Origin of the sequence: Sphingomonas ginsenosidimutans, assembly GCF_002374835.1 — a bacterium.
In the GTDB taxonomy this organism is placed as follows: domain Bacteria; phylum Pseudomonadota; class Alphaproteobacteria; order Sphingomonadales; family Sphingomonadaceae; genus Sphingomonas; species Sphingomonas ginsenosidimutans.
The window spans coordinates 58,183-77,662 of sequence record NZ_NWVD01000007.1; the positions used below are offsets into that span (position 1 = coordinate 58,183).

Annotated in this window: 19 protein-coding genes; 8 read left to right on the forward strand and 11 right to left on the reverse strand. The window is 69.1% G+C overall.

The genetic code is table 11. The features are described from left to right. Window positions 1-120: 120 nt before the first annotated feature. The 7 genes from phoB to COA17_RS14135 all read right to left on the reverse strand — a co-directional run bounded on the left by phoB (window position 121) and on the right by COA17_RS14135 (window position 7,290). On the reverse strand, window positions 121-813 hold the full coding sequence (phoB, locus tag COA17_RS14105; protein WP_066489380.1) for a phosphate regulon transcriptional regulator PhoB: 693 nt from the start codon (window positions 811-813) through the stop codon (window positions 121-123). Continuing rightward, the gene (gene phoU, locus COA17_RS14110) at window positions 813-1,499 is read right to left on the reverse strand and encodes a phosphate signaling complex protein PhoU (protein WP_066489383.1); all 687 of its coding nucleotides are present in this window, start codon (window positions 1,497-1,499) and stop codon (window positions 813-815) included. Before phoU ends, phoB begins: the two co-directional genes overlap by 1 nt. Before the next feature lie 22 nt (window positions 1,500-1,521). Next, window positions 1,522-2,268 (reverse strand): phosphate ABC transporter ATP-binding protein PstB, encoded by a 747-nt coding sequence (pstB, locus tag COA17_RS14115; RefSeq protein WP_070321903.1) that lies wholly within the window; start codon window positions 2,266-2,268, stop codon window positions 1,522-1,524. 20 nt (window positions 2,269-2,288) lie between these two features. After that, the gene (pstA, locus tag COA17_RS14120) at window positions 2,289-3,566 is read right to left on the reverse strand and encodes a phosphate ABC transporter permease PstA (RefSeq protein ID WP_066489388.1); all 1,278 of its coding nucleotides are present in this window, start codon (window positions 3,564-3,566) and stop codon (window positions 2,289-2,291) included. Then, window positions 3,559-4,935: a phosphate ABC transporter permease subunit PstC gene (pstC, locus tag COA17_RS14125; RefSeq protein WP_096613303.1), complete on the reverse strand. Its 1,377-nt coding sequence runs from the start codon at window positions 4,933-4,935 to the stop codon at window positions 3,559-3,561. Before pstC ends, pstA begins: the two co-directional genes overlap by 8 nt. Next, a complete protein-coding gene (locus COA17_RS14130; RefSeq protein ID WP_096613305.1) occupies window positions 4,935-5,987 on the reverse strand; it encodes a substrate-binding domain-containing protein in 1,053 nt (350 codons plus the stop codon). Before COA17_RS14130 ends, pstC begins: the two co-directional genes overlap by 1 nt. 73 nt (window positions 5,988-6,060) lie before the next feature. Beyond that, the gene (locus COA17_RS14135; RefSeq protein WP_245857818.1) at window positions 6,061-7,290 is read right to left on the reverse strand and encodes a sensor histidine kinase; all 1,230 of its coding nucleotides are present in this window, start codon (window positions 7,288-7,290) and stop codon (window positions 6,061-6,063) included. A 123-nt stretch (window positions 7,291-7,413) separates the two neighbouring features. On the opposite strand from COA17_RS14135, the gene COA17_RS14140 reads away from it, so the two are divergent. The 4 genes from COA17_RS14140 to COA17_RS14155 are packed head-to-tail and all read left to right on the forward strand — an operon-like array spanning window position 7,414 to window position 9,980. Further along, window positions 7,414-7,827 carry a hypothetical protein gene (locus COA17_RS14140; RefSeq protein ID WP_096613307.1) on the forward strand — a complete coding sequence of 138 codons (414 nt, stop codon included), beginning with the start codon at window positions 7,414-7,416 and terminating at the stop codon, window positions 7,825-7,827. Window positions 7,828-7,831: 4 nt separating this feature from the next. Then, window positions 7,832-8,113, forward strand: a complete 282-nt coding sequence (locus COA17_RS14145) for an HPr-rel-A system PqqD family peptide chaperone (protein WP_096613309.1) — start codon at window positions 7,832-7,834, stop codon at window positions 8,111-8,113. Beyond that, on the forward strand, window positions 8,110-8,964 hold the full coding sequence (locus tag COA17_RS14150; protein WP_096613311.1) for an HprK-related kinase A: 855 nt from the start codon (window positions 8,110-8,112) through the stop codon (window positions 8,962-8,964). The genes COA17_RS14145 and COA17_RS14150 overlap by 4 nt, the downstream gene beginning before the upstream one ends. Then, window positions 8,949-9,980, forward strand: coding sequence for a nucleotidyltransferase domain-containing protein (locus COA17_RS14155; protein ID WP_096613313.1), 1,032 nt, complete (start codon window positions 8,949-8,951; stop codon window positions 9,978-9,980). Before COA17_RS14150 ends, COA17_RS14155 begins: the two co-directional genes overlap by 16 nt. Here COA17_RS14155 and COA17_RS14160 read toward each other — a convergent pair. Both COA17_RS14160 and COA17_RS14165 read right to left on the reverse strand, forming a co-directional pair. Continuing rightward, entirely contained in the window at window positions 9,943-10,299 is a 357-nt protein-coding gene (locus COA17_RS14160) for a VanZ family protein (protein WP_096613315.1), read from the reverse strand. The genes COA17_RS14155 and COA17_RS14160 overlap by 38 nt on opposite strands. After that, window positions 10,296-10,964 carry an HAD-IA family hydrolase gene (locus COA17_RS14165; RefSeq protein WP_096613317.1) on the reverse strand — a complete coding sequence of 223 codons (669 nt, stop codon included), beginning with the start codon at window positions 10,962-10,964 and terminating at the stop codon, window positions 10,296-10,298. Before COA17_RS14165 ends, COA17_RS14160 begins: the two co-directional genes overlap by 4 nt. 63 nt (window positions 10,965-11,027) lie before the next feature. Between COA17_RS14165 and glmU the strand changes: the two genes are divergently transcribed. From glmU to COA17_RS14185, 4 genes are read left to right on the forward strand one after another with little or no spacing between them, the layout of a single operon-like run. Beyond that, on the forward strand, window positions 11,028-12,401 hold the full coding sequence (glmU, locus tag COA17_RS14170) for a bifunctional UDP-N-acetylglucosamine diphosphorylase/glucosamine-1-phosphate N-acetyltransferase GlmU (RefSeq protein WP_096613452.1): 1,374 nt from the start codon (window positions 11,028-11,030) through the stop codon (window positions 12,399-12,401). Window position 12,402: 1 nt separating this feature from the next. After that, on the forward strand, window positions 12,403-14,226 hold the full coding sequence (gene glmS, locus COA17_RS14175) for a glutamine--fructose-6-phosphate transaminase (isomerizing) (RefSeq protein WP_096613319.1): 1,824 nt from the start codon (window positions 12,403-12,405) through the stop codon (window positions 14,224-14,226). Between the two features lie 6 nt (window positions 14,227-14,232). Further along, window positions 14,233-14,907: a response regulator transcription factor gene (locus COA17_RS14180; protein ID WP_066487234.1), complete on the forward strand. Its 675-nt coding sequence runs from the start codon at window positions 14,233-14,235 to the stop codon at window positions 14,905-14,907. Between the two features lie 10 nt (window positions 14,908-14,917). Beyond that, window positions 14,918-16,249 (forward strand): HAMP domain-containing sensor histidine kinase, encoded by a 1,332-nt coding sequence (locus COA17_RS14185; RefSeq protein WP_096613321.1) that lies wholly within the window; start codon window positions 14,918-14,920, stop codon window positions 16,247-16,249. Between the two features lie 50 nt (window positions 16,250-16,299). On the opposite strand, the gene COA17_RS14190 is transcribed toward COA17_RS14185, so the two are convergent. Both COA17_RS14190 and COA17_RS14195 read right to left on the reverse strand, forming a co-directional pair. Further along, window positions 16,300-18,774 carry a TonB-dependent receptor gene (locus tag COA17_RS14190; RefSeq protein ID WP_096613323.1) on the reverse strand — a complete coding sequence of 825 codons (2,475 nt, stop codon included), beginning with the start codon at window positions 18,772-18,774 and terminating at the stop codon, window positions 16,300-16,302. A 239-nt stretch (window positions 18,775-19,013) separates the two neighbouring features. Next, complete coding sequence (locus COA17_RS14195) at window positions 19,014-19,478, reverse strand: Lrp/AsnC family transcriptional regulator (RefSeq protein WP_066490938.1); 465 nt, start codon at window positions 19,476-19,478, stop codon at window positions 19,014-19,016. Window positions 19,479-19,480 lie beyond the last annotated feature (2 nt).

Sequence of the window (19,480 nt, forward strand, 5' to 3'; positions counted from 1 at the left end):
ATGGTCGGTCAGACTGCGTTATCGTTACGCGGGGCGGCCAACGCGCCATGATGGCGAAAGGCTCCCTCGTTGCGACGACGAATCGAACCGGGCGGCAGGAAAAGCGGCGGGGCCGACCGATCAGTGCCCGGTGTCGAGCGCGTAGCCGGCGGAGCGGACCGTGCGGATGATGTCGGGGCGGCCACCCTCGTTGATCGCCTTGCGCAGGCGGCGGATGTGGACGTCGACGGTGCGGCTTTCGATGTCGCTGTCGTGGCCCCACACGCTGTCGAGCAGCCGCTCGCGCGAGAAGACGTGCCCGGGATGCTCCAGAAAATGCTTGAGCAGGCGGAACTCGGTCGGCCCCAGCGCGATCACCTCGCCGCCGCGGCGCACCTTGTGGCCGACGGTATCCATCTCCAGATCGGCATAGGTCAGCTGCTCCCCGGCCAGCGCAGGCCGGACGCGGCGCAGGACCGCACCGACGCGCGCCACCAGCTCGCGCGGCGAAAACGGCTTGGTGACATAATCGTCGGCGCCGGTTTCCAGCCCGCGGACGCGATCCTCCTCCTCACCGCGCGCGGTCAGCATGATGATCGGCACGTTCTGCGTTTCGGTCGCGCGGCGCAGGCGGCGGCACACCTCGATCCCGGAAATCCCCTCGACCATCCAGTCGAGCAGGACGATGTCGGGGGGCGTTTCCTTGGCCATCAGCAGCGCCTCTTCGCCGTCGATGGTGTGCTGGACATCGAAATGTTCCCGCGTGAAATGCCATACGAGCAGCTCGGCGAGGCTCGCATCGTCCTCCACCAGCAGCATACGGGCCTTGGCCATCACTCGCTTCCCTTCTCGCGTTCTGCCATCCGCGTCCCCGTCGCGGCGAAATAGACCATCTCCGCGACGTTGGTCGCGTGATCGCCGATCCGTTCCAGATTCTTGGCGATGAACAGCAAGTGCGCGCACTGGCTGATCGTCTTGGGATTTTCGACCATATAGGTCACCAGCGTCCGAAAGATGCTGTCGTAGAAATCGTCCAGCGCATGGTCGCGTTCGCACACCGCCAGCGCGGCGGCGGGATCGCGCGCGGCAAAGGCGTTGAGCACGTCGGTGACCATGTCGGCGGCCATGCGCGCCATCGCGGGCAGCATCGACACCGGTTCGATGCGATGGTCGCTTTCCAGCAGCGGCACGCGCTTGGCGATGTTCTTGGCGTAGTCGGCGATACGTTCGACGACGCCGGCGATCTTCAGCGCGGCCACCACCTCGCGCAGGTCGTCGGCCATCGGCGCGCGCAGCGCGATGATGCGCACCGCGGTCCGCTCCACCTCCGCCTCGATCGCGTCGATCCGCCGGTCGCCCTTGCGGATCTGATCGGCAAGGTCCGCGTCGCCGCGCTGCAACGCGACGATCGACTGCGCGATCGCGCTTTCGGCGAGCCCGCCCATTTGCGAGATCAGCCCGCGCAGCTGCCCGATGTCCTGGTCGAACGCCTTGACGGTATGTTCCTGGCCGCCTGCCATGGCGCGATCCTCTTGTTCCGGCTCAGCCATAGCGTCCGGTGATATAGTCTTTGGTCCGTTCCTCACGCGGGTTGGTGAAGATGTCGGATGTGTCGCCATATTCCACCAGCTGGCCCAGATGGAAGAAGGCGGTGCGCTGGCTGACGCGGGCGGCCTGCTGCATGTTGTGCGTGACGATCACGATCGCGTAGCGGCCGCGCAGTTCGTGGATCAACTCCTCGATCCGCGCGGTGGCGATCGGATCGAGCGCGCTGCACGGTTCGTCCATCAGGATCACCTCGGGATCGACGGCGATCGCGCGGGCGATGCACAGTCGCTGCTGCTGGCCGCCCGACAGCGCGGTGCCCGAATCGTGCAGCCGGTCCTTCACCTCGCCCCACAGGCCGGCGCGCACCAGCGATCGTTCGACGATCTGGCCGAGATCGGCCTTCGACCGGGCGAGGCCGTGGATGCGCGGGCCGTAGGCGACATTCTCGAAGATCGACTTGGGGAAGGGGTTCGGCTTCTGGAACACCATGCCGACGCGCGCGCGCAGCTGCACCACGTCCATCGCGCGGGCGTAGATATCCTCGCCATCCAGCCGGATGTCGCCCTCGACACGCGCGCCCGCGATGGTGTCGTTCATGCGGTTGAGCGTGCGCAGGAACGTCGACTTGCCGCAGCCGGACGGGCCGATGAAGGCAGTCACGTCCTCCTGCCGGACGTCGATCGACACGTCGCGGATCGCCTGTTTGTCGCCGTAGAAGACGTTAACCCGGCTCGCGGTCATCTTGGGGGCGGAGTTGCTTGTCACCAGCGGGTCTCGAAACGGTTGCGGAGGTAGATGGCGATCCCGTTCATCGCGAGCAGGAACGCCAGCAGCACGATGATCGCGGCGGACGTCTTCTCGACAAAGCCCTTGGCCACTTCGTCGGACCACAGGAAGATCTGCACCGGTAGCGCGGTGGCGGGATCGGTCAGCTTGTCCGGCGGGGCGGCGATGAAGGCGCGCATCCCGATCATCAGCAGCGGTGCGGTTTCGCCCAGCGCGCGCGCCATGCCGATGATCGTGCCGGTCAGGATGCCGGGCAGCGCCAGCGGCAATACGTGGTGGAAGACGACCTGGATCGGGGAGGCGCCCAGCCCGCGCGCGGCATCGCGGATCGACGGCGGCACGCCCTTGATCGCGTTGCGCCCGGCGATGACGATCACCGGCATCGTCATCAGCGCCAGCGTCAGCCCGCCGACCACCGCCGCCGAGCGCGGCATGTGGAAGGTGTTGAGGAAGACCGCCAGCCCCAGCAGGCCGAAGATGATCGAGGGCACTGCCGCCAGATTGTTGATCGACACCTCGATCAGGTCGGTCCAGCGGTTCCGCGGCGCATATTCCTCCAGATACAATGCCGAGAGCACGCCGACCGGGAAGGCGAGCGCAAGCGTCACCAGCATCGTGAACAGCGAGCCCTTCAACGCGCCCCAGATGCCCGCGCGCGTCGGATCGGTGGCGTCCGCGCCGGAGAAGAAGCTGAGGTTCAGCCCCCTCGACAAGCGCGCGCGCAGCGCGGTGACGACGCCTTCCGCCTCGGGCGTGCCGTCGCCCTTCATCGCGACGTCGATGTCGGTCGCGACGGGGACGTCGATCGTCGTCGCGCGGGAAAGCAGCGAAGGATCGCGCTTGACCGCGTCGCGCACGCGCAGCCACGCGCCGTCCGACAGGAGCGCCGCGCCGCCCGCCCGCGGGAAGGCGGCGTTGGCGGCGGCGTCGACCGCGCCCTCCAGCCCGGCACCGGCGAGCGCGAGGTCGGCGCCCGGCCCGGCGAGCCGCGCGGGCGGGACGTCGACCTTCGCCGCGCGCAGGTCGATGGGCAGCGCGATGCGGGTTTCCAGGAAGCCGTTGGCCCCTTGCGCGATCATCGTCGCCAGCAGGAAGACGAGGAACGCCGCGGACAGCGACACCGCGCCCAGCCCCAGCCAGCGGAAGCGCCGTTCCGCGGCATAGCGGTGGCGGATGCGCCGCTGCATCGCCGGGCTGCGCCAGTCGGTCGGCGTGCGCGCCGGCGCCGCCGGTGGTGGAGGCGCGCTATTCATAGGATTCCCGGTAGCGGCGCACCACGATCAGCGCGACGACGTTGAGCAGCAGCGTGATGACGAACAGCGTCAGCCCCAGCGCGAAGGCGGCGAGCGTCTTGGCCGAATCGAACTCTGCCTCGCCGGTCAGCAGGTCGACGATCTGCTTGGTGACGGTGGTGGTGCTGGCGAAGGGGTTGAGCGTCAGCGTGGCGACGCCGGAGGCGGCCATCACGACGATCATCGTTTCCCCGATCGCGCGGCTGACCGCCAGCAGCACGCCGCCGACGACGCCGGGCAGCGCGGCGGGGACCAGCACCTTCTTGATCGTTTCCGACGGGGTGGCGCCCATCGCCAGGCTGCCGTCGCGCATCGCATCGGGGACGGCGGACAGCGAATCGTCGGCCATCGAAGAGACGAACGGGATGATCATCACCCCCATCACCACGCCGGCCGCCAGCGCGCTTTCCGAACTGGCCCAGCGAACGCCGATCGCCACGCCCAGATCGCGCACCGCCGGCGCGACCGTCAGCGCCGCGAAATAGCCGTAGACGACGGTCGGCACGCCCGCCAGGATCTCCAGCAGCGGCTTCATCCAGCGGCGTGTGGTATGGCGCGCATATTGGGTGAGGTAGATGGCGCTGAGCAGCCCCAGGGGGATCGCCACCGCCATCGCGATGATCGCGCCGATGAAGAACGTCCCCCAGAACAGCGGCACCGCACCCAGGCTGGCGCCCGGATCGCGCGCGTCGATGACCTGCGGGCTCCAGTGCGTGCCGAGCAGGAAATCGCCGATCGGCACGATACGGAAGAAGCGCGCGCTTTCGAGCAACAGGCTGGCGACGATGCCGATCGTCGTCAGGATCGCGATCAGCGAGGCGCCCAGCAGCAGCCCCATGATGACGCGCTCGACCTGCGTGCGCGCCGAGAAGGCGGGGCGCACCTGGAGAAAGGCGAACGCCCCGCCGGCGAAGGCGAGCAGCAGTGCGGCGGCGGTGGCGATCCAGTCGAAGCGCGCCTGCGCCGCGGCATAGGCGGGGGCCAGCACCTCGGACAGCGGGTGGAAGGCACCGTACCCGCTCCCCTCCGCCAGCCGCCGTGCCTCCGACAGGACGGCGGCGCGATCGAAGCCGGGCGGCGGCAGCTGCGCAGCGCCGGGGGTGGCGAGCACCGCGTCGGTGACCAGCGCGGGCGAAGTGAAATGCCACACCGCCAGGAACAGCAGCGGCGGCAGCAGCGTGCACAGCACGACGAACCAGCCGTGATGCTGGGGCAGCGAACTGAACCGCTGCGTCGTGCCGGCACGGAAACGCAGCGCGCGGGCGCGGGCGGTGACCCAGCCGATCAGCGCCAGCGCGGCGATCAGGAAGACGAGCGCGAGCGGCGACATTATTTCAGCTCCGCCGGGTCGAGCGCGATCTCGCCTGCGACGATCGCGGCCGACCGCCGCTGGATCGCCGCCGGCGCGGCGATCAGCCCGCGCTTCACCAGCGGCCCGCCGCGATCCCATGCCTGCGCATATTGGCGCAGGAAGGCGCGCAGGCCCGGGATGGCGCGCAGATGCGCCTTCTTGACGTAGATGTAGAGCGGGCGCGCGCCGGGATAGGCGCCCGATGCGATCGTGTCATAGGTGGGGGCGACCCCGCTGATCGGCACGCCGTCCACCGCACGGGCATTCTCCTCCAGATAGCCGTAGCCGAAGATGCCGAGCGCGTTGGGATTGGATTGCAGCTTCTGGACGATCAGATTGTCGTTCTCGCCCGCGTCGATATAGGCGCCATCCTCGCGCACGCGCAGGCAGCGCGCGTTGAAGGCGTCGGGCGTGTGGTCGCGTACCGCCTTCATCGCCGGGTCCACCGCCTCGCACCCCGTCGCCAGGATCAGTTCGGCCAGCGCATCGCGCGTCCCGCTGGTCGATGGCGGGCCATAGACCTGGATCGGCACCGCGGGTAGCGCCGGATTGACGTCGCGCCACGTCCGCGCGGCGTTGCGGCGCCCGCCAGGCGCGGCGGCGAGCGCGCGATAGATGTCGGCGGGGGTCAGCGCCATCTTCGGCCCGTTGCGCGCCTCCGCGAAGGCAATGCCGTCGATGCCGATCTGCACCTCCAGCACGCCGTCAACGCCGTTGCGCACGCACGTGTCGTACTCGCCGCGCTTCATGCGCCGCGACGCATCCTCGATATCGGGATGGGCGGCGCCGATACCGGTGCAGAACAATTTCATCCCCGCGCCGGTGCCGGTCGATTCGATTACCGGCGGGCGTGCCTGCGGGTTGTTGGCGAGATATTGTTCGGCGACGATCGTGGTGAAGGGATAGACGGTCGACGAACCCACCGCGCGGATCTGTTCGCGCGACCCCGCACCGCCGCCGGCGGCCTGATCGACGCAGCCGGCCGCGCCGAGCGGCAGCATGGCTGCAAGCGCCAGGACCCAACGCGACATGAAACCCCCGAGCGGCCGACGGCCGGAATGGCGATCGTGCTGCAGGGGCGCATGTGACATGGGCGTTACGGCTTCATGACAGCGGCTCCGGCGCTGCCGATGCCGCGTCCCGGTCGCGGACGGCCGGGAGCGTCACCGTCACCCGCGTCCCCACGCCGACCGTGCTGGCGATATCAAGCCGGCCGCGATGCCGCTCCACGACATGCTTCACGATCGCCAGTCCCAGCCCGGTGCCGCCCAGCGACCGGCTGCGGCCCGCATCGACCCGATAGAATCGTTCGGTCAGCCGCGGCAGGTGCTCCGGCGCGATCCCGTCGCCTTCGTCCGCGACGACGACCGACAGCTGGTCGGCACGTGGCGCCAGTGTCACCGTGACCGGCGTGCCATGCCGGCCGTATTTCATCGCATTGCCGATCAGATTGTAGAGCAGTTGCGACAATTGCCCCTGATCGCCGGGCACGCGCGGCAGGTCATCGGCGATGTTCATCGCGATGTCCGCGCCGCGATTGCCGTGCGTGGTCAGCAGCGAATCGCGCACCTCGCGCGCGACGGCGGCCAGATCGACCTCGGTGCGGGGCGGGCGGAACTTCTCCGCCTCGATCCGCGACAGGCTCATCAGATCCTCGACCAGCCGCTCCATCCGCCGCGCCTCGTCGAACACGACGCCCAGGAACCGCTTGCGCAGGTCGGGGTCGTCCCCGGCCTCGTCGGTCAGCGTCTCGACATAGCCCAGGATCGAGGCGAGTGGCGTGCGCAGTTCGTGGCTGGCGTTGGCGACGAAATCGACGCGCATCCGATCGGCGGCATATTGGCCGGTCTGGTTCGACAGATGGACCAGCCGGCTGTGCGGGCCGAGCTGCGACACGCGCATCTGCCACCGCTGGTCGAGCGTGCCGAGCCCGACCAGATCGACCGGAAAGGACGATCCGTCGGCGACATGTTCCGCCGCGCCGGGGTGGCGGATCGCGACGCGCGCATCCTCGCCCACGACATGGCTGCCCAGCAGCTGGCGCGCGGCGGCGTTGGCGACGGTGACGCGGCCGTGGTGCACGACCAGGATCGGCTCGCCGATCGCCTCCAGCGCGGCATCGACGGGCAGGTCGCCGTTCGCGACCGGTTCGTCGGCCCGATGGTCCGGCGTCTCCTCCGGGATGGTGGCGATGATGACGACCAGCGCGGTCGCGCCCGCCATCGCCGCCAGCGCGGTCTGCCAGTCGTGGCCGGAGAGGATGAAGACGACCACGCCCGTCGCGACCGCGATGGCGAAGGCAAGCCAGGTGCGAAGCGGAATCTCGTCGATCACGCCGCACGCGATAGCCAATCGCGGGCGCGATGGGCAGTGGCTTCGATGCGGCGTCCCGTTGCGAAACAGTCGCGGTGCGGCGCGTTAGTGATATGGAAGGCGCCATGTGCGAGACGGAGCGGCATGGACGACCACAATCCGGACGACGGACCCGCCGGGCGGGGCGATTCGCCGACGCGGCGACGCGCGTTGCTGCTGGGGGCGGTCGGTGCGGCATCGGTGGTGTCGATTCGCCCCGCGCTGGCGCAGGCGACCGGATCGGTGATGCTGTGCGAAATCCCGGTGCCCGATCCGCGGCGCAGCGGCAGTTTCATCACCAGCCAGGGCGACGTGGTGCCCGCGGGCACCGCCAACGCCTTCGCCCCGCCGTTCAGCCCGCTGAAGGGCGAGGACGTGCGCCGCGCGATGGCGAGTGGCGGCAACCTGCCCGGTTACGATTACGATCGCAGCCGCGCCTATCTGAAATACGTGTCGCGGTTGCAGCGCGGGACCGCGGGTTTCACCTGTTTCGCATCGGTGCAGATGCTGCGGAAGTGACGGCGTGAGCGACGGCGCGACGCGGTTCAGCGCGCCGCCCGAGGGCTATCGCATCGTCGCGCTGGATGAACTGTCGGCGGTGTACCACCGCGCGTCGGGGATCACCCATGTCGTCGCGTCCCCGGCGCCCGAGATCCTCGATGCGCTGTCCGGCCCGGCGATGAGCGCCGAGGCGCTGCTGATGGTGATGACGATCCGCTACGACCTGGCCGATGCCGATCCGGCGGCGCTGGCGGCGCGGCTGGACGAGCTGGTCGCGGCGGGGCTGGTGGTGGCGACGCCATGAAGCATCAGTTCGCGATGCGCGTCGGCCCGGTCGGCTTTCGCATCGGCAGCGCGTGGCGCGCGCCGGTCGAGCAGCTGGCGGCGCTCTATGCCGGCTATCCCGGCGCGGATGTGCCTGATTTCACCGTGCGGCTGGGGCCGCCGTCGCCGTTGCGCCGCTGGCTGCGCCCGGCGGTGGCGCTGGCGGGCGACTTCACGTTGCCGGACACCGCGCCGCTGCCGCTGGCACATGCGCTGCTCGCCGCCGAGATGGGGATGAACCTGCAGGTGGCGCTGGGGCATCGCCGGCACCTGCTGCTCCATGCCGCGGCGGTCGAGCGGGGTGGACGCGCGATCGTGATGACGGGCGAATCGGGCGCCGGCAAATCGACGCTCGCGACCCTGCTGGGCGCGCGGGGGTGGCGCTTCATGGGGGACGAATTCGTCCTGCTGGACCCGGCGACGGGGATGATCCACGCCTTTCCCCGGCTGGTCAGCCTGAAGAATCGGGCGATCGCGGCGGTGGCGGCGGCGTTGCCCGATGCGCGGTTCGGCCCGTTGCTGACCGGCACGCCGAAGGGGGATATCCGCCATCTGGTGCCCGACGCGCGCGCGGTGGCGGCGATGGACGATCCGGCGATGCCCGCGCTGCTGCTGTTCCCGCGTTTCGGTGAAGCGGCGGCGGTGCGCGCGGTGGCGGCGGGGGAGGCGTTCGTGCGGCTGACGCAGGCGTCGACCAATTATGTCGCGCTCGGCGAGCGCGGGTTCGACACGCTGACCCGCTTCGCGCGTGACGTGCCGAAGGTAGCGGTGGACTATCCCGACGGCGAGGCGGCGATCGCGCAGGTGGAGGCATTGTGGGCGGCGCTGTGACGCTGGCGGCGCTGCTGGCCGTTCCGGCCGAGGCGGGGGCGCTGTCGCCGGGCGACTGGGCCGGCGTGATCGCGGCGGCGCGTGCCGAGCAGTTGCTGGGCGCGCTGGCGTGCCGATTGTCGGGGATCGCGGTGCCCGAACGGGCCGGCGCGATCCTGCACGACGCGCGCGACATGGCGGCCGAATCGCGCCGCGCCGCGCTGTGGGAGGCGGAGATGGCGCGCCGCGTGCTGGCACCGCTGGGCGTGCCGGTGGTGCTGTTGAAGGGGACCGCGTTCGTCGCGGGGGGGCTGGCGGCGGGGCAGGGGCGGATGATCGGCGACCTGGACCTGCTGGTGCCGCGTGCCGCGCTGGCCGATGTCGAGCGCGCGTTGCTGGCGGCGGGGTGGGAATGGGCCAAGCCCAATGCCTATGACGACGGCTATTACCGGCGCTGGATGCACGAGCTGCCGCCGCTGCTGCACCGCGACCGCGACCGCTTGATCGACGTCCACCACACGATCCTGCCGCCCACCGCGCGGATCACCCCCGACGCCGACGCGCTGCTGGCGGGCGCGCATCGGCTGGGCAACGGCCTGTCGATCCCGGCGCCGGAGGACATGGTGGTCCACGCCGCGATCCACCTGCTGGCGGACGGCGACCTGGCGGGCGGACTGCGCAACCTGTGGGATATCGACCGGCTGCTGTTCGAATTCGGCGAGGAGGACAACGCCTTCTGGTCACGGCTGCGCGCGCGCGCCGCGCTGCACCAGGCGGGCGGGGTGGTGGCGCGCGCGGTGCGATTGTCGCATGCCCTGTTCGGCACCGCTGTGCCCGAGGAGTGGGGTGGCCTGCGCCCGGGCGATGCGTGGTTTCGCCGCCGCCTGCTGGCGCGCGACGAATGGGGACGCGAAACCCGCGCCGCGACGCGCGCGGCGTTCTATATCCGATCGCACTGGATGCGGATGCCCCCGCCGTTGCTGGCGCGGCATCTGGCGATCAAGGCATGGAAGCGCGTCGCGCCCGCACGATCCTGACCACCACCAGCACGCCGACGATCACCGCGGTATCGGCGATCCAGTCCATGATGTCGCAGTCGCGATGCAGCGACGGGATCGACTGCAGCACCTCGATCAACGCGCCCAGGAACGACAACCGCTCTCCGATGCGCAGCAGCGACTCGCGCGGGAAGGCCAGGCAGTAGAGGATCGTCAGGGTGCCGAACGCGGTCATGTGCTGGAATTTGTCGTTCGTGTGGCCCAGCACGGGCGGCGGATGCGGCAGTAGCGCCATCACGACGGCGAAGATCGCCGCGGCGAGCAGTGCGAGACGGAACAGCGAGGTGTAACGGGTCAAAGGCGTTCCAATGTCGGGATCAGCTGGTCGAAGCCGTCGATGATCGCATCGGCCCCCAGTTCCTCGACCGGCTGCATCAGGAATCCGAAGCGGCAGGCGACGGCGGGGATGCCGGCGGCATGTGCGGCGGCGACATCGAAGATCGAGTCGCCGACGAACGCGGCGGTCCCGCCGCCGCAGCGTTCGATCATCGCGTCGATCGGCATCCGGCTGGGCTTGCCGTTGCCCGGCCCCATCGTGTCGCCGCCGATGATGCAGCCGAAGCGGTCGGTCAGCCGCAGATCGCCCAGCACGGCGCGCGCGAAGCGTTCCAGCTTGTTGGTGACGATCGCCAGCTTGACGCCCATCGCGGCAAGCCGGTCGAGCGTGTCGAGCGCATGGGGATAAGGCTGCGTCAGGCGGGAGATGTTCGCCTCGTAATAGTCCAGCAGGCGGCGGTGGAGCACGTCCAGTTCGGCATCGTCGCACCCCCCGGTCGCGGCCATCCCCTGTGCCAGCATGTGGCGCGCGCCGCCGCCGATCATCGGCTTCACCTGTTCCACGGTCAGCAGCGGCCGGCCGGCGGACGCGAGCGCGTGATTGACCGCGGCGGCCAGATCGCCCGACGTATCGAGCAGCGTGCCGTCGAGGTCCAGTCCGATGATGTCGAAGCGAAGATGGGCCATGTGGCGCCCGCGTTGCCCGCGCGCACTGGAATTGGCAAGCGGACGGTGGCAGGGCGTGCGATCATGACGACCACCTCTGTCGCTTCCGCCGTCGCGCCCCGCCCCGTGGCCATCGTGGTCCTTGCCGCGGGCAAGGGCACCCGGATGAAATCCGACCTGCACAAGGTCCTGCACCCGATCGCCGGGCGCCCGATGCTGCTCCACCTGCTGGACAGCGCCGCGGCGCTTGCGCCCGAACGGGTTGTGGCGGTGGTGGGCGCGGGGCGCGAGCAGGTTGAGGCGGCGGTCGCGCCGCTGAGCGCCGCGATCGCGCATCAGGCCGAACAGCTGGGCACCGGCCATGCGGTAATGCAGGCGGAGGCGGCGTTGGCGGGGTTCGACGGCGACGTGCTGATCCTGTACGGCGACGTCCCGCTGGTCGGCACCGCGACGATGCGCGCGATGCTGGACCGGCTGAACGCCGCCGACGCGCCCGCGGTGGTCGTGCTGGGCTTCCGCCCCGCCGATCCGGGCGCTTATGGTCGGGTGATCGTCACGCCGGGCACCGACCGGGTCGAGCGGATCGTCGAGTTCAAGGATGCCGGCCCGGCCGAGCGGGCGGAGACGCTGTGCAATTCGGGGCTGATGGCGGCGCGTTCGGCGGACCTGTTCGCGCTGCTGGGGCGGCTGGGCAATGATAATGCGGCGGGCGAATATTATCTGACCGACATCGTCGCGCTGGCCGGCGGCGCCGCCGCGATCGAGGTGTCGGCCGATGAGGTGGCCGGCGTCAACAGCCGTGCCGAACTCGCGGGTGTGGAGGCCGCGTGGCAGCAGGCGCGGCGCGCGCGCGCGATGGCGGAGGGCGCGACGCTGATCGCGCCGGAGACGGTGTGGTTCGCGCACGATACGCAGCTGGGCCGCGACGTCGTGATCGAGCCGAACGTCGTCTTCGGCCCCGGCGTGACCGTGGCCGACGGCGTGACCATCCATGCGTTCAGCCATCTGGAGGGCGCGCGCGTCGAGCGAGGCGCGGAGCTTGGCCCCTATGCGCGGCTGCGCCCCGGCGCGGTGATCGGCGCCAACGCCAAGGTCGGCAATTTCGTGGAGATCAAGAAAGCGACGCTGGGCGCGGGCGCGAAAGCCAACCACCTGTCGTATATCGGCGACGCCGATGTGGGGGCGAAGGCGAACATCGGGGCGGGTACGATCACCTGCAACTACGACGGTTTCTTCAAGTATCGCACCGTCATCGGGGAGGGCGCGTTCGTCGGTTCCAATTCCGCGCTGGTCGCGCCGGTATCGATCGGCAAGGGCGCGATCGTCGGGGCCGGTTCGGTGGTTGTCCGGGATGTTACCGATGATTCACTTGCCGTGGCGCGCGGCCGGCAGGAAGAGCGCGGTGGTTGGGCGGCACGGTTCCGTGCGGCGATGAAAGCCAAGAAGGACGGCAAGTAAGATGTGCGGCATCGTAGGCATCCTGGGCACGGACGACGTGGCCGACCGCTTGCTCGACGGGCTGAAGCGGCTGGAATATCGCGGATACGATTCCGCCGGCATCGCCACCGTGGTGGACGGCGCGATCGAGCGGCGGCGCGCATCGGGCAAGCTGGTCAACCTGGCCAAGGAACTGACCGCACATCCGCTGCCCGGCACGACCGGGATCGCGCACACGCGCTGGGCGACGCATGGCGGCCCGACCACCAACAATGCCCACCCCCATGCCACCGGCGAGGTGGCGGTAGTGCACAACGGCATCATCGAGAATTTCAAGGCGCTGCGCGAGGAATTGCAGGCGCGCGGCCGCACCTTCACGAGCGAAACCGATACCGAGGTGGTCGCGCATCTGGTGAGCGAGAAGGTCGAGGCCGGCCTGTCGCCCGAAGATGCGGTGCGCGAGGTGCTGCCGCGGTTGCACGGTGCGTTCGCGCTGGCGATCCTGTTCCGCAGCCACCCCGACCTTTTGATCGGCGCGCGGCTCGGCTCGCCGCTGGTGGTCGGGTACGGCGATGACGAAACATATCTCGGCTCCGACGCGCTCGCGCTGGCGCCGCTGACGCAGCGGATCGCCTATCTGGAAGAGGGCGACTGGGTGGTGTGCACCCGCGACGGCGCGCAGGTGTACGATCGCGACAACCAGCCGGTCGAGCGGCCCGTAACCATCTCCGGCGTGACCGGCGCGCTGATCGACAAGGGCAACCACCGCCACTTCATGCAGAAGGAGATCTACGAACAGCCGATCGTGGTCGCCCAGACGCTGCGCGGCTATCTCCATCGCTTCGACGGGCAGGTGGCGCTGCCGATCCCGGATTTCGACCTGTCGGGCATCCGCCGCGTGACGATCGTCGCGTGCGGCACCAGCTTCTACGCCGGGATGGTCGCCAAATACTGGTTCGAGCAGTTCGCACGCGTCCCCGTCGACCTGGATGTCGCCAGCGAGTTCCGGTATCGCGCGCCGGTGATGGAGGAGGGCGGCCTGGCGCTGTTCATCAGCCAGTCGGGCGAGACCGCCGACACGCTGGCCGCGCTGCGCCATGCCAAGTCCGAAAAGCAGACGATTGCGGTCGTCGTCAACGTGCCGACCAGCACGATGGCGCGCGAGGCCGACCTGCTGCTGCCGACCCACGCCGGGCCGGAGATCGGCGTCGCTTCCACCAAGGCGTTCACCTGCCAGCTGGCGGTGCTGGCGGCGCTGGCCGCCAATCTTGCCAAGGCCAAGGGGCGGCTGAGCGAAGCGGAGGAGCGCCAGATCGTCCGCCACCTGGCCGAGGCGCCCGCCGCGATCAACGGCGCGCTGGCCTATGACGAATCGATCGAGGCGATGGCGGGCACGATCGCCGGTGCGCGCGATGTATTGTACCTGGGGCGCGGCACCGATTATCCGCTGGCGCTGGAAGGCGCGCTGAAGCTGAAGGAAATCAGCTATATCCATGCCGAAGGCTATGCCGCCGGCGAGATGAAGCACGGCCCGATCGCGCTGATCGACGAAAGCGTGCCCGTCGTGGTGATCGCCCCGTCCGGCCCGCTGTTCGACAAGACCGTCAGCAACATGCAGGAAGTGCAGGCGCGCGGCGGCAAGGTCGTCCTGATCAGCGATTATGACGGCGTGGTCGCGGCCGGTGACGGCTGTATCGCGACGATCACCATGCCCAAGGTGCACCCGCTGATCGCGCCGATCGTCTATGCGGTGCCGGTGCAGCTGCTGGCTTATCACGTCGCGGTCGCCAAGGGCACCGACGTCGATCAGCCGCGCAACCTGGCGAAAAGTGTCACGGTGGAGTGATGCGCGATGGACCTGTTGCTTGTCGAGGATGATGCCGATTACGCCGATACGCTACGGTCGGAGCTGACCGCGCTCGACCATCGCGTCGTGGTGGCGCCGACCGGCCCCGCCGCGCTGGTGGAGGTGGAGCGCGACCGGTTCGACGCGGTGATCCTGGACCGTATGCTGCCGCATCTGGACGGTGCATCGGTGGTGCGGCGGCTGCGCGACAACGGCCATCGCCTGCCGGTGCTGATGCTGTCCGCGCTGGGCCAGTCGGACCAGAAGATCGACGGGCTGGAATCCGGCGCGGACGATTACGTGGTGAAGCCCACGCCGGCGGCGGAGCTGGACGCGCGGATCAAGGCGCTGGTGCGCGCGCGCGCATGGACCGACGACGGTGCCGAGACGCTGCGCGCGGGCGATATCACGATCAGCCCCGGCCAGTTCCGCGCGTGGCGCGACGGTCGTCCGCTGGACCTGGCCAAGCTGGAGTTCAAGCTGCTGACCGAGCTGGCGCGGCACGCCGGCAGTTTCCTGACGCGCGCGATGCTGCTCGAGCGGGTGTGGGGCTATGATTTCGAACCGGCCACCAACATCGTCGATGCGCAGGTGCGGATGCTGCGCCGCAAGCTGACCGCGGACGGCGCCGACGACCCGATCGTGACGAAGCGCGGCATCGGTTACATGCTGCGCGGCTGAGGCGCGCGCGATGGCGTCGCTGCGCGCGCTGACCGCCGTGTTCCTGGGCGCGTTCGGCGCGGCGACGGTCGCGACCGGCTATACCACCTATACCGCGACAAGCGGTGCGATCGTCCGGCTGGTCGACGAGCGGGTCGAGGCCGTCAGCCGCGTCCTGCTGAGCGAGGCGCGGCCGGGCGATGCGGCGACGATCCTTCAGGGGATCGACGCCTTCGCCCGGCGGCGCGACAGCGGCGACATTGGTTTCGAGCTGCGCGACGCGCGCGGGCGACGGCTGGGCGGGAACGTGATCGTCGGGCGCGCGCTGCCGATCGGCACCTTCGACCTGCGCGAAGGCGACGGGATCGCCGGGCTGACCGCGGGGCGCGCGCTGGTGCGCGACGCAGGCGGTGGGTTGCGGCTGGTGACGATCGCGGAGACCGAGCCGATCGACGGGCTGGATGCGGCGCGGCTGCGCATCTACCTGATTGGCTTCGGCGCGATGGTGTTGATCGTGATGGTCGGAACGGGGGCGTTCGGGCTGCTGGTCCGCCGCCGCATCGCGGAGGTGCGCGCCACCGCCGAGGCGATCATCGATGGCGACATGGCGCGCCGCGTCCCCGTCGACCCGCGCGGCGGCGTGTTCGCGGCGCAGGCGGTGGCGTTCAACCGGATGCTGGACCGGATCGCGGCGCTGCTGGAAAGCGTGCGCAATGTCAGCAGCGATATCGCGCACGACCTGCGCACCCCGCTGGCGCGGCTGCACGCGCGGTTGACCCGGCTGGCCGGGCAGGCGAGTTCGGCAGAGATCGCCGACGAGCTGGATGAGGCATTGGCGCAATGCGATGAGTTGATGGCGATGTTCGCCGCGATCCTGCGCATCGCCGAGGTGGAAGGCGAGCGCCGCCGCGCCGCCTTCGCCGCCGTCGACCTGTCCGCGATCGTCACTGAGGTCGCGGAGGCGATGGTGCCGATCGCGACCGAGGGCGACCGGCGGCTAATCGTGGAGGGCGGGGGCGAGGTGCCCCTGCGCGGCGACGGGCAGCTGTTGAGCCAGGCGGCGTTCAATCTGGTGGAGAATGCGCTGAACCATACCCCGCCGGGAACGACGGTGTGGATCGGCGCCGCGCGAGCCGGCACGCGCGCGATCCTGTCGGTACGCGATGACGGTCCGGGGATCGCACCGGCCGATCGCGCGGCGGCGCTGCGGCGGTTCGGGCGGCTCGATGCCAGCCGGCACCAGCCGGGCCATGGCCTGGGCCTGCCGCTGATCGATGCGGTCGCGCGGCTGCATCGCGGCACGCTCACGCTCGCGGATGGTGCGCCGGGGCTGATCGCGACGCTGGACCTGCCGGCGTCCTGACGTGCAAAAGGGGCCCGGTCCGCCGCCGGACCGGGCCCCTTCGTGATCGCCTAGAAGTTCAGCGTGCCTTCGACGCCGAAGGTGCGCGGCGGGTTGAAATTGGCGTAGTCGCCGAGCACCCCGCCGTAGTTCAGCGACCCGTCGTTGTTGACGGTCGGCACCGAATTGGCGGCCGAACGACGGTAGATGTAGCTTTCGTTCAGCAGGTTGCGGCTCCACAGCGACACGGTCAGCCGCTGGCCGTTGTCGTTCATCGGAATGTCCGCCAGCGCGATGCGGCCGTTCATGACGAAGCTCTTGTCGGTGCGCGTCGTCTCGTTCTGGAAGCTGTAGACCGGGTCGGCGTAATTGCCGTCCAGGTGGAAGCGCAGCCGCATGTCGCCGCTGCCGACCGGCACTTCGTAATCGGCGAAGGCGGAGCCGGCGTTGCGCGGCGTGAACACGACGAACACCTGCGTCAGCGGGCTGCCCGGCAGCAGCGTGTTCGGCGTCGCTGGCACCTTGGTATAGGTGTAGGCGTAGGACGCGCCCAGCGTCAGCCCCTCGGCCGCCTTGACGGTCAGGTCGGCCTCCAGCCCGCGGATTTTCGAGGTGCCCGGGGCGTTGCGCGTGTTCTCGGTATGCTTGGTATAGTTCGGGTTCGCGGTACGCCCGTCCGCCAGGAACGGATTGGTATCGACGAAGTCGAAGTCGATCTGCGTCCCCGTGCGGTCCATGATATAGCCCGCCAGGTTCAGGCGGACGTGCCGGTCGAGCAGGTCCATCTTGGCGCCGACTTCGTACGACTTCACCGCTTCCGGACCGAAGGCGCCGAAGTCGCTCGACCGCGCATTGGCGCCGCCGGCGCGGTAGCCGGTGGCGTATTTGGCGTAGAGATTGACGTTCGGCGCGGCATCGAACGCCACCGTCGCCATCGGATCGAAGCGGCTGTTGTCATAGGTGAAGGTGTACGGCGTCGCGACGCCGGAAATCATCGTCAGCGCGCCGCGGCGCTTGTCCTTGGTATAGCGGCCGCCAAGCGTGATGTGGACGACGTCGAGCGGCGAATACGTCGCCTGCCCGAACGCGGCATAGCTGTGCGCGACGGCGTTGCTGTCACGCTGGCGCAGCCAGTTGGCCATGTTCCACGTCTGCGCATCGTTGATCGTGAAGCCGGTGCCGGTCGCGTTCCACTTGTTGGTGGTGGGCGTCGCCGCGAATTCACGTGCACGCTCGGTGAAATAATAGAGACCGACCGCGTAATCGAGCTGTGCCGCGCTGCCGACCGCCTGGAATTCCTGGCTGAACTGTGTCTGGCGCAGATACGACAGGCTGTAGCGGCTGAAATTGGTGTTCGGCGCGAAGATCGAGCGGTGCGCGCCGCCCGAATTGTCCCACTGGTCGGTGGTCACGCCGCGCCATGCGGTGATCGAGCGCAGCTGGAGGTGCGGGGCGACATCGTACTTCAGCGTCGCGGCGGTGCCGTGCGTCCGGTCGACGCTGACCTGCTGCGGCACGCCGATGTCGGCGTCGGACATGCGGTTGCCGCCGCTGACCGTCACCAGCGGCGACAGCGGCGCGATGCACGGGTTGGTGGTGACGCCGCTGACCTTCACGTTGCAGGCCGCGCCGTTGAAGGTGAGCACGTTGGCGGCATTGTACGCACCGACGTTGTAGCCGTTGGGATTGTAGGTGACGAGTTGGCTGTAGAAGGGCGTGTTCTCGTCCTTCGCCTGATCGTAGGAGATTTCGGCGGAGACGCCGTCGACCGGTTTCCACAAGGCGGTGATTCGGCCGCCGACGCGCTGATACTGGTTCCAGCCGGCCTGCCCGCTCAGCGGGTTGCGGGTGGTCGGATCCTGATGCTGGACAACGCCGTCCAGCTTGACCGCGACGTTGTGGACCTCCGGCAGGTCTAGGTGCAGTTCGCCGTTATAGCTGCCGTAATTGCCCACGCCGGCGACCGCGCGACCGCCGAATTCGCCCGACGGTCCCTTGGTGACGATGCTGAGCGCGCCGCCTTCGGTGTTGCGGCCGAACAGCGTCCCCTGCGGCCCGCGCAGCACCTCGAGCCGGGCGACGTCGAACAGCGCGGCGTTCAGCCCCTGCGAGCGGCCGAGGTACACGCCGTCGATATAAACACCGACGCCGGTGTCGCGCGCGGTCTGGTTCTGGTCGAACGGCACGATGCCGCGAATGCCGATGGTCAGCGCCGACTGGCGCGCCTCGAACGTGGCGACGCGCAGCGACGGGACGGTGCCGTCGGCCAGGTCGATCAGGCTCTGGACGTGGCGGTCCTTGATGACGGTCGGATCGACCACCGAGATGGCGATCGGCGTGCGCTGCAGATTGGTTTCGCGGCGCGTCGCGGTGACGACGATATCGCCAAGCCCCTGCGCCGGATCGGCGGCGGGCGCCTCGGCGGTCGGGGCCGGTTCGGCAGCGGCAGCGGCGGCGGCGGCGGGCGCGGCCTGTGCCATGGCCGGGATGGTCAGCGCGGCGATACCCGAAAGCAGACACCAGCGGGTGCGTGCGGAAAACAGCATGTTGATTCATTCCCCTTACGGCCATCGGGCCGACAAGGGCGCGCTAGGTCGATTCGGGGGCAGCGTGATGACGGTTCGATGACAGGCGAAGACCCGCGAACATCATCTGTTTTTCATTTTGATGACGCGAAAGTGATGTGACGTGCTTGGATAAAAGGATGCCGAGGAGAAGTGATCGACGTATTGGGTGATCTGTTTTTGTGTGGATACCATGACGCGGTGACATCTTTCACGATGCTTCACACCACGGCTTCGCGGATCGCCTCCATTGCCACGAAGGTGGACGTGTGTGCGACATGGGGCAAGGCGGAAATGCGTTCGCCCAACACCTCGCGATAGCGGCGGATGTCGGCGGTGCGAACCTTCAGCAGATAATCGAAGCTGCTGGCGATCATGTGGCATTCCTCCACTTCGGGTATCTTCAGCACCGCGCGGCGGAAATCCTCGAGCGCGGCCTCGCGCGTGTCGGACAGCTTCACTTCGGCGAAGGCGACATGGTCCAGTCCCAGCCGTGCAGGGTCGATCACTGCGCGGAACCCCAGGATATAACCATCCGCGATCAACCGCTTGAGCCGAACCTGACACGGCGTCTTCGACAGCCCCACCTGCCGCGCGAGATCGGCAACGGAGAGGCGACCGTCGGCGCGCAACGCCGCGACGATGCGCAGGTCGAACGGGTCGAGAGGATCGGTCCTGGCGGCCATAT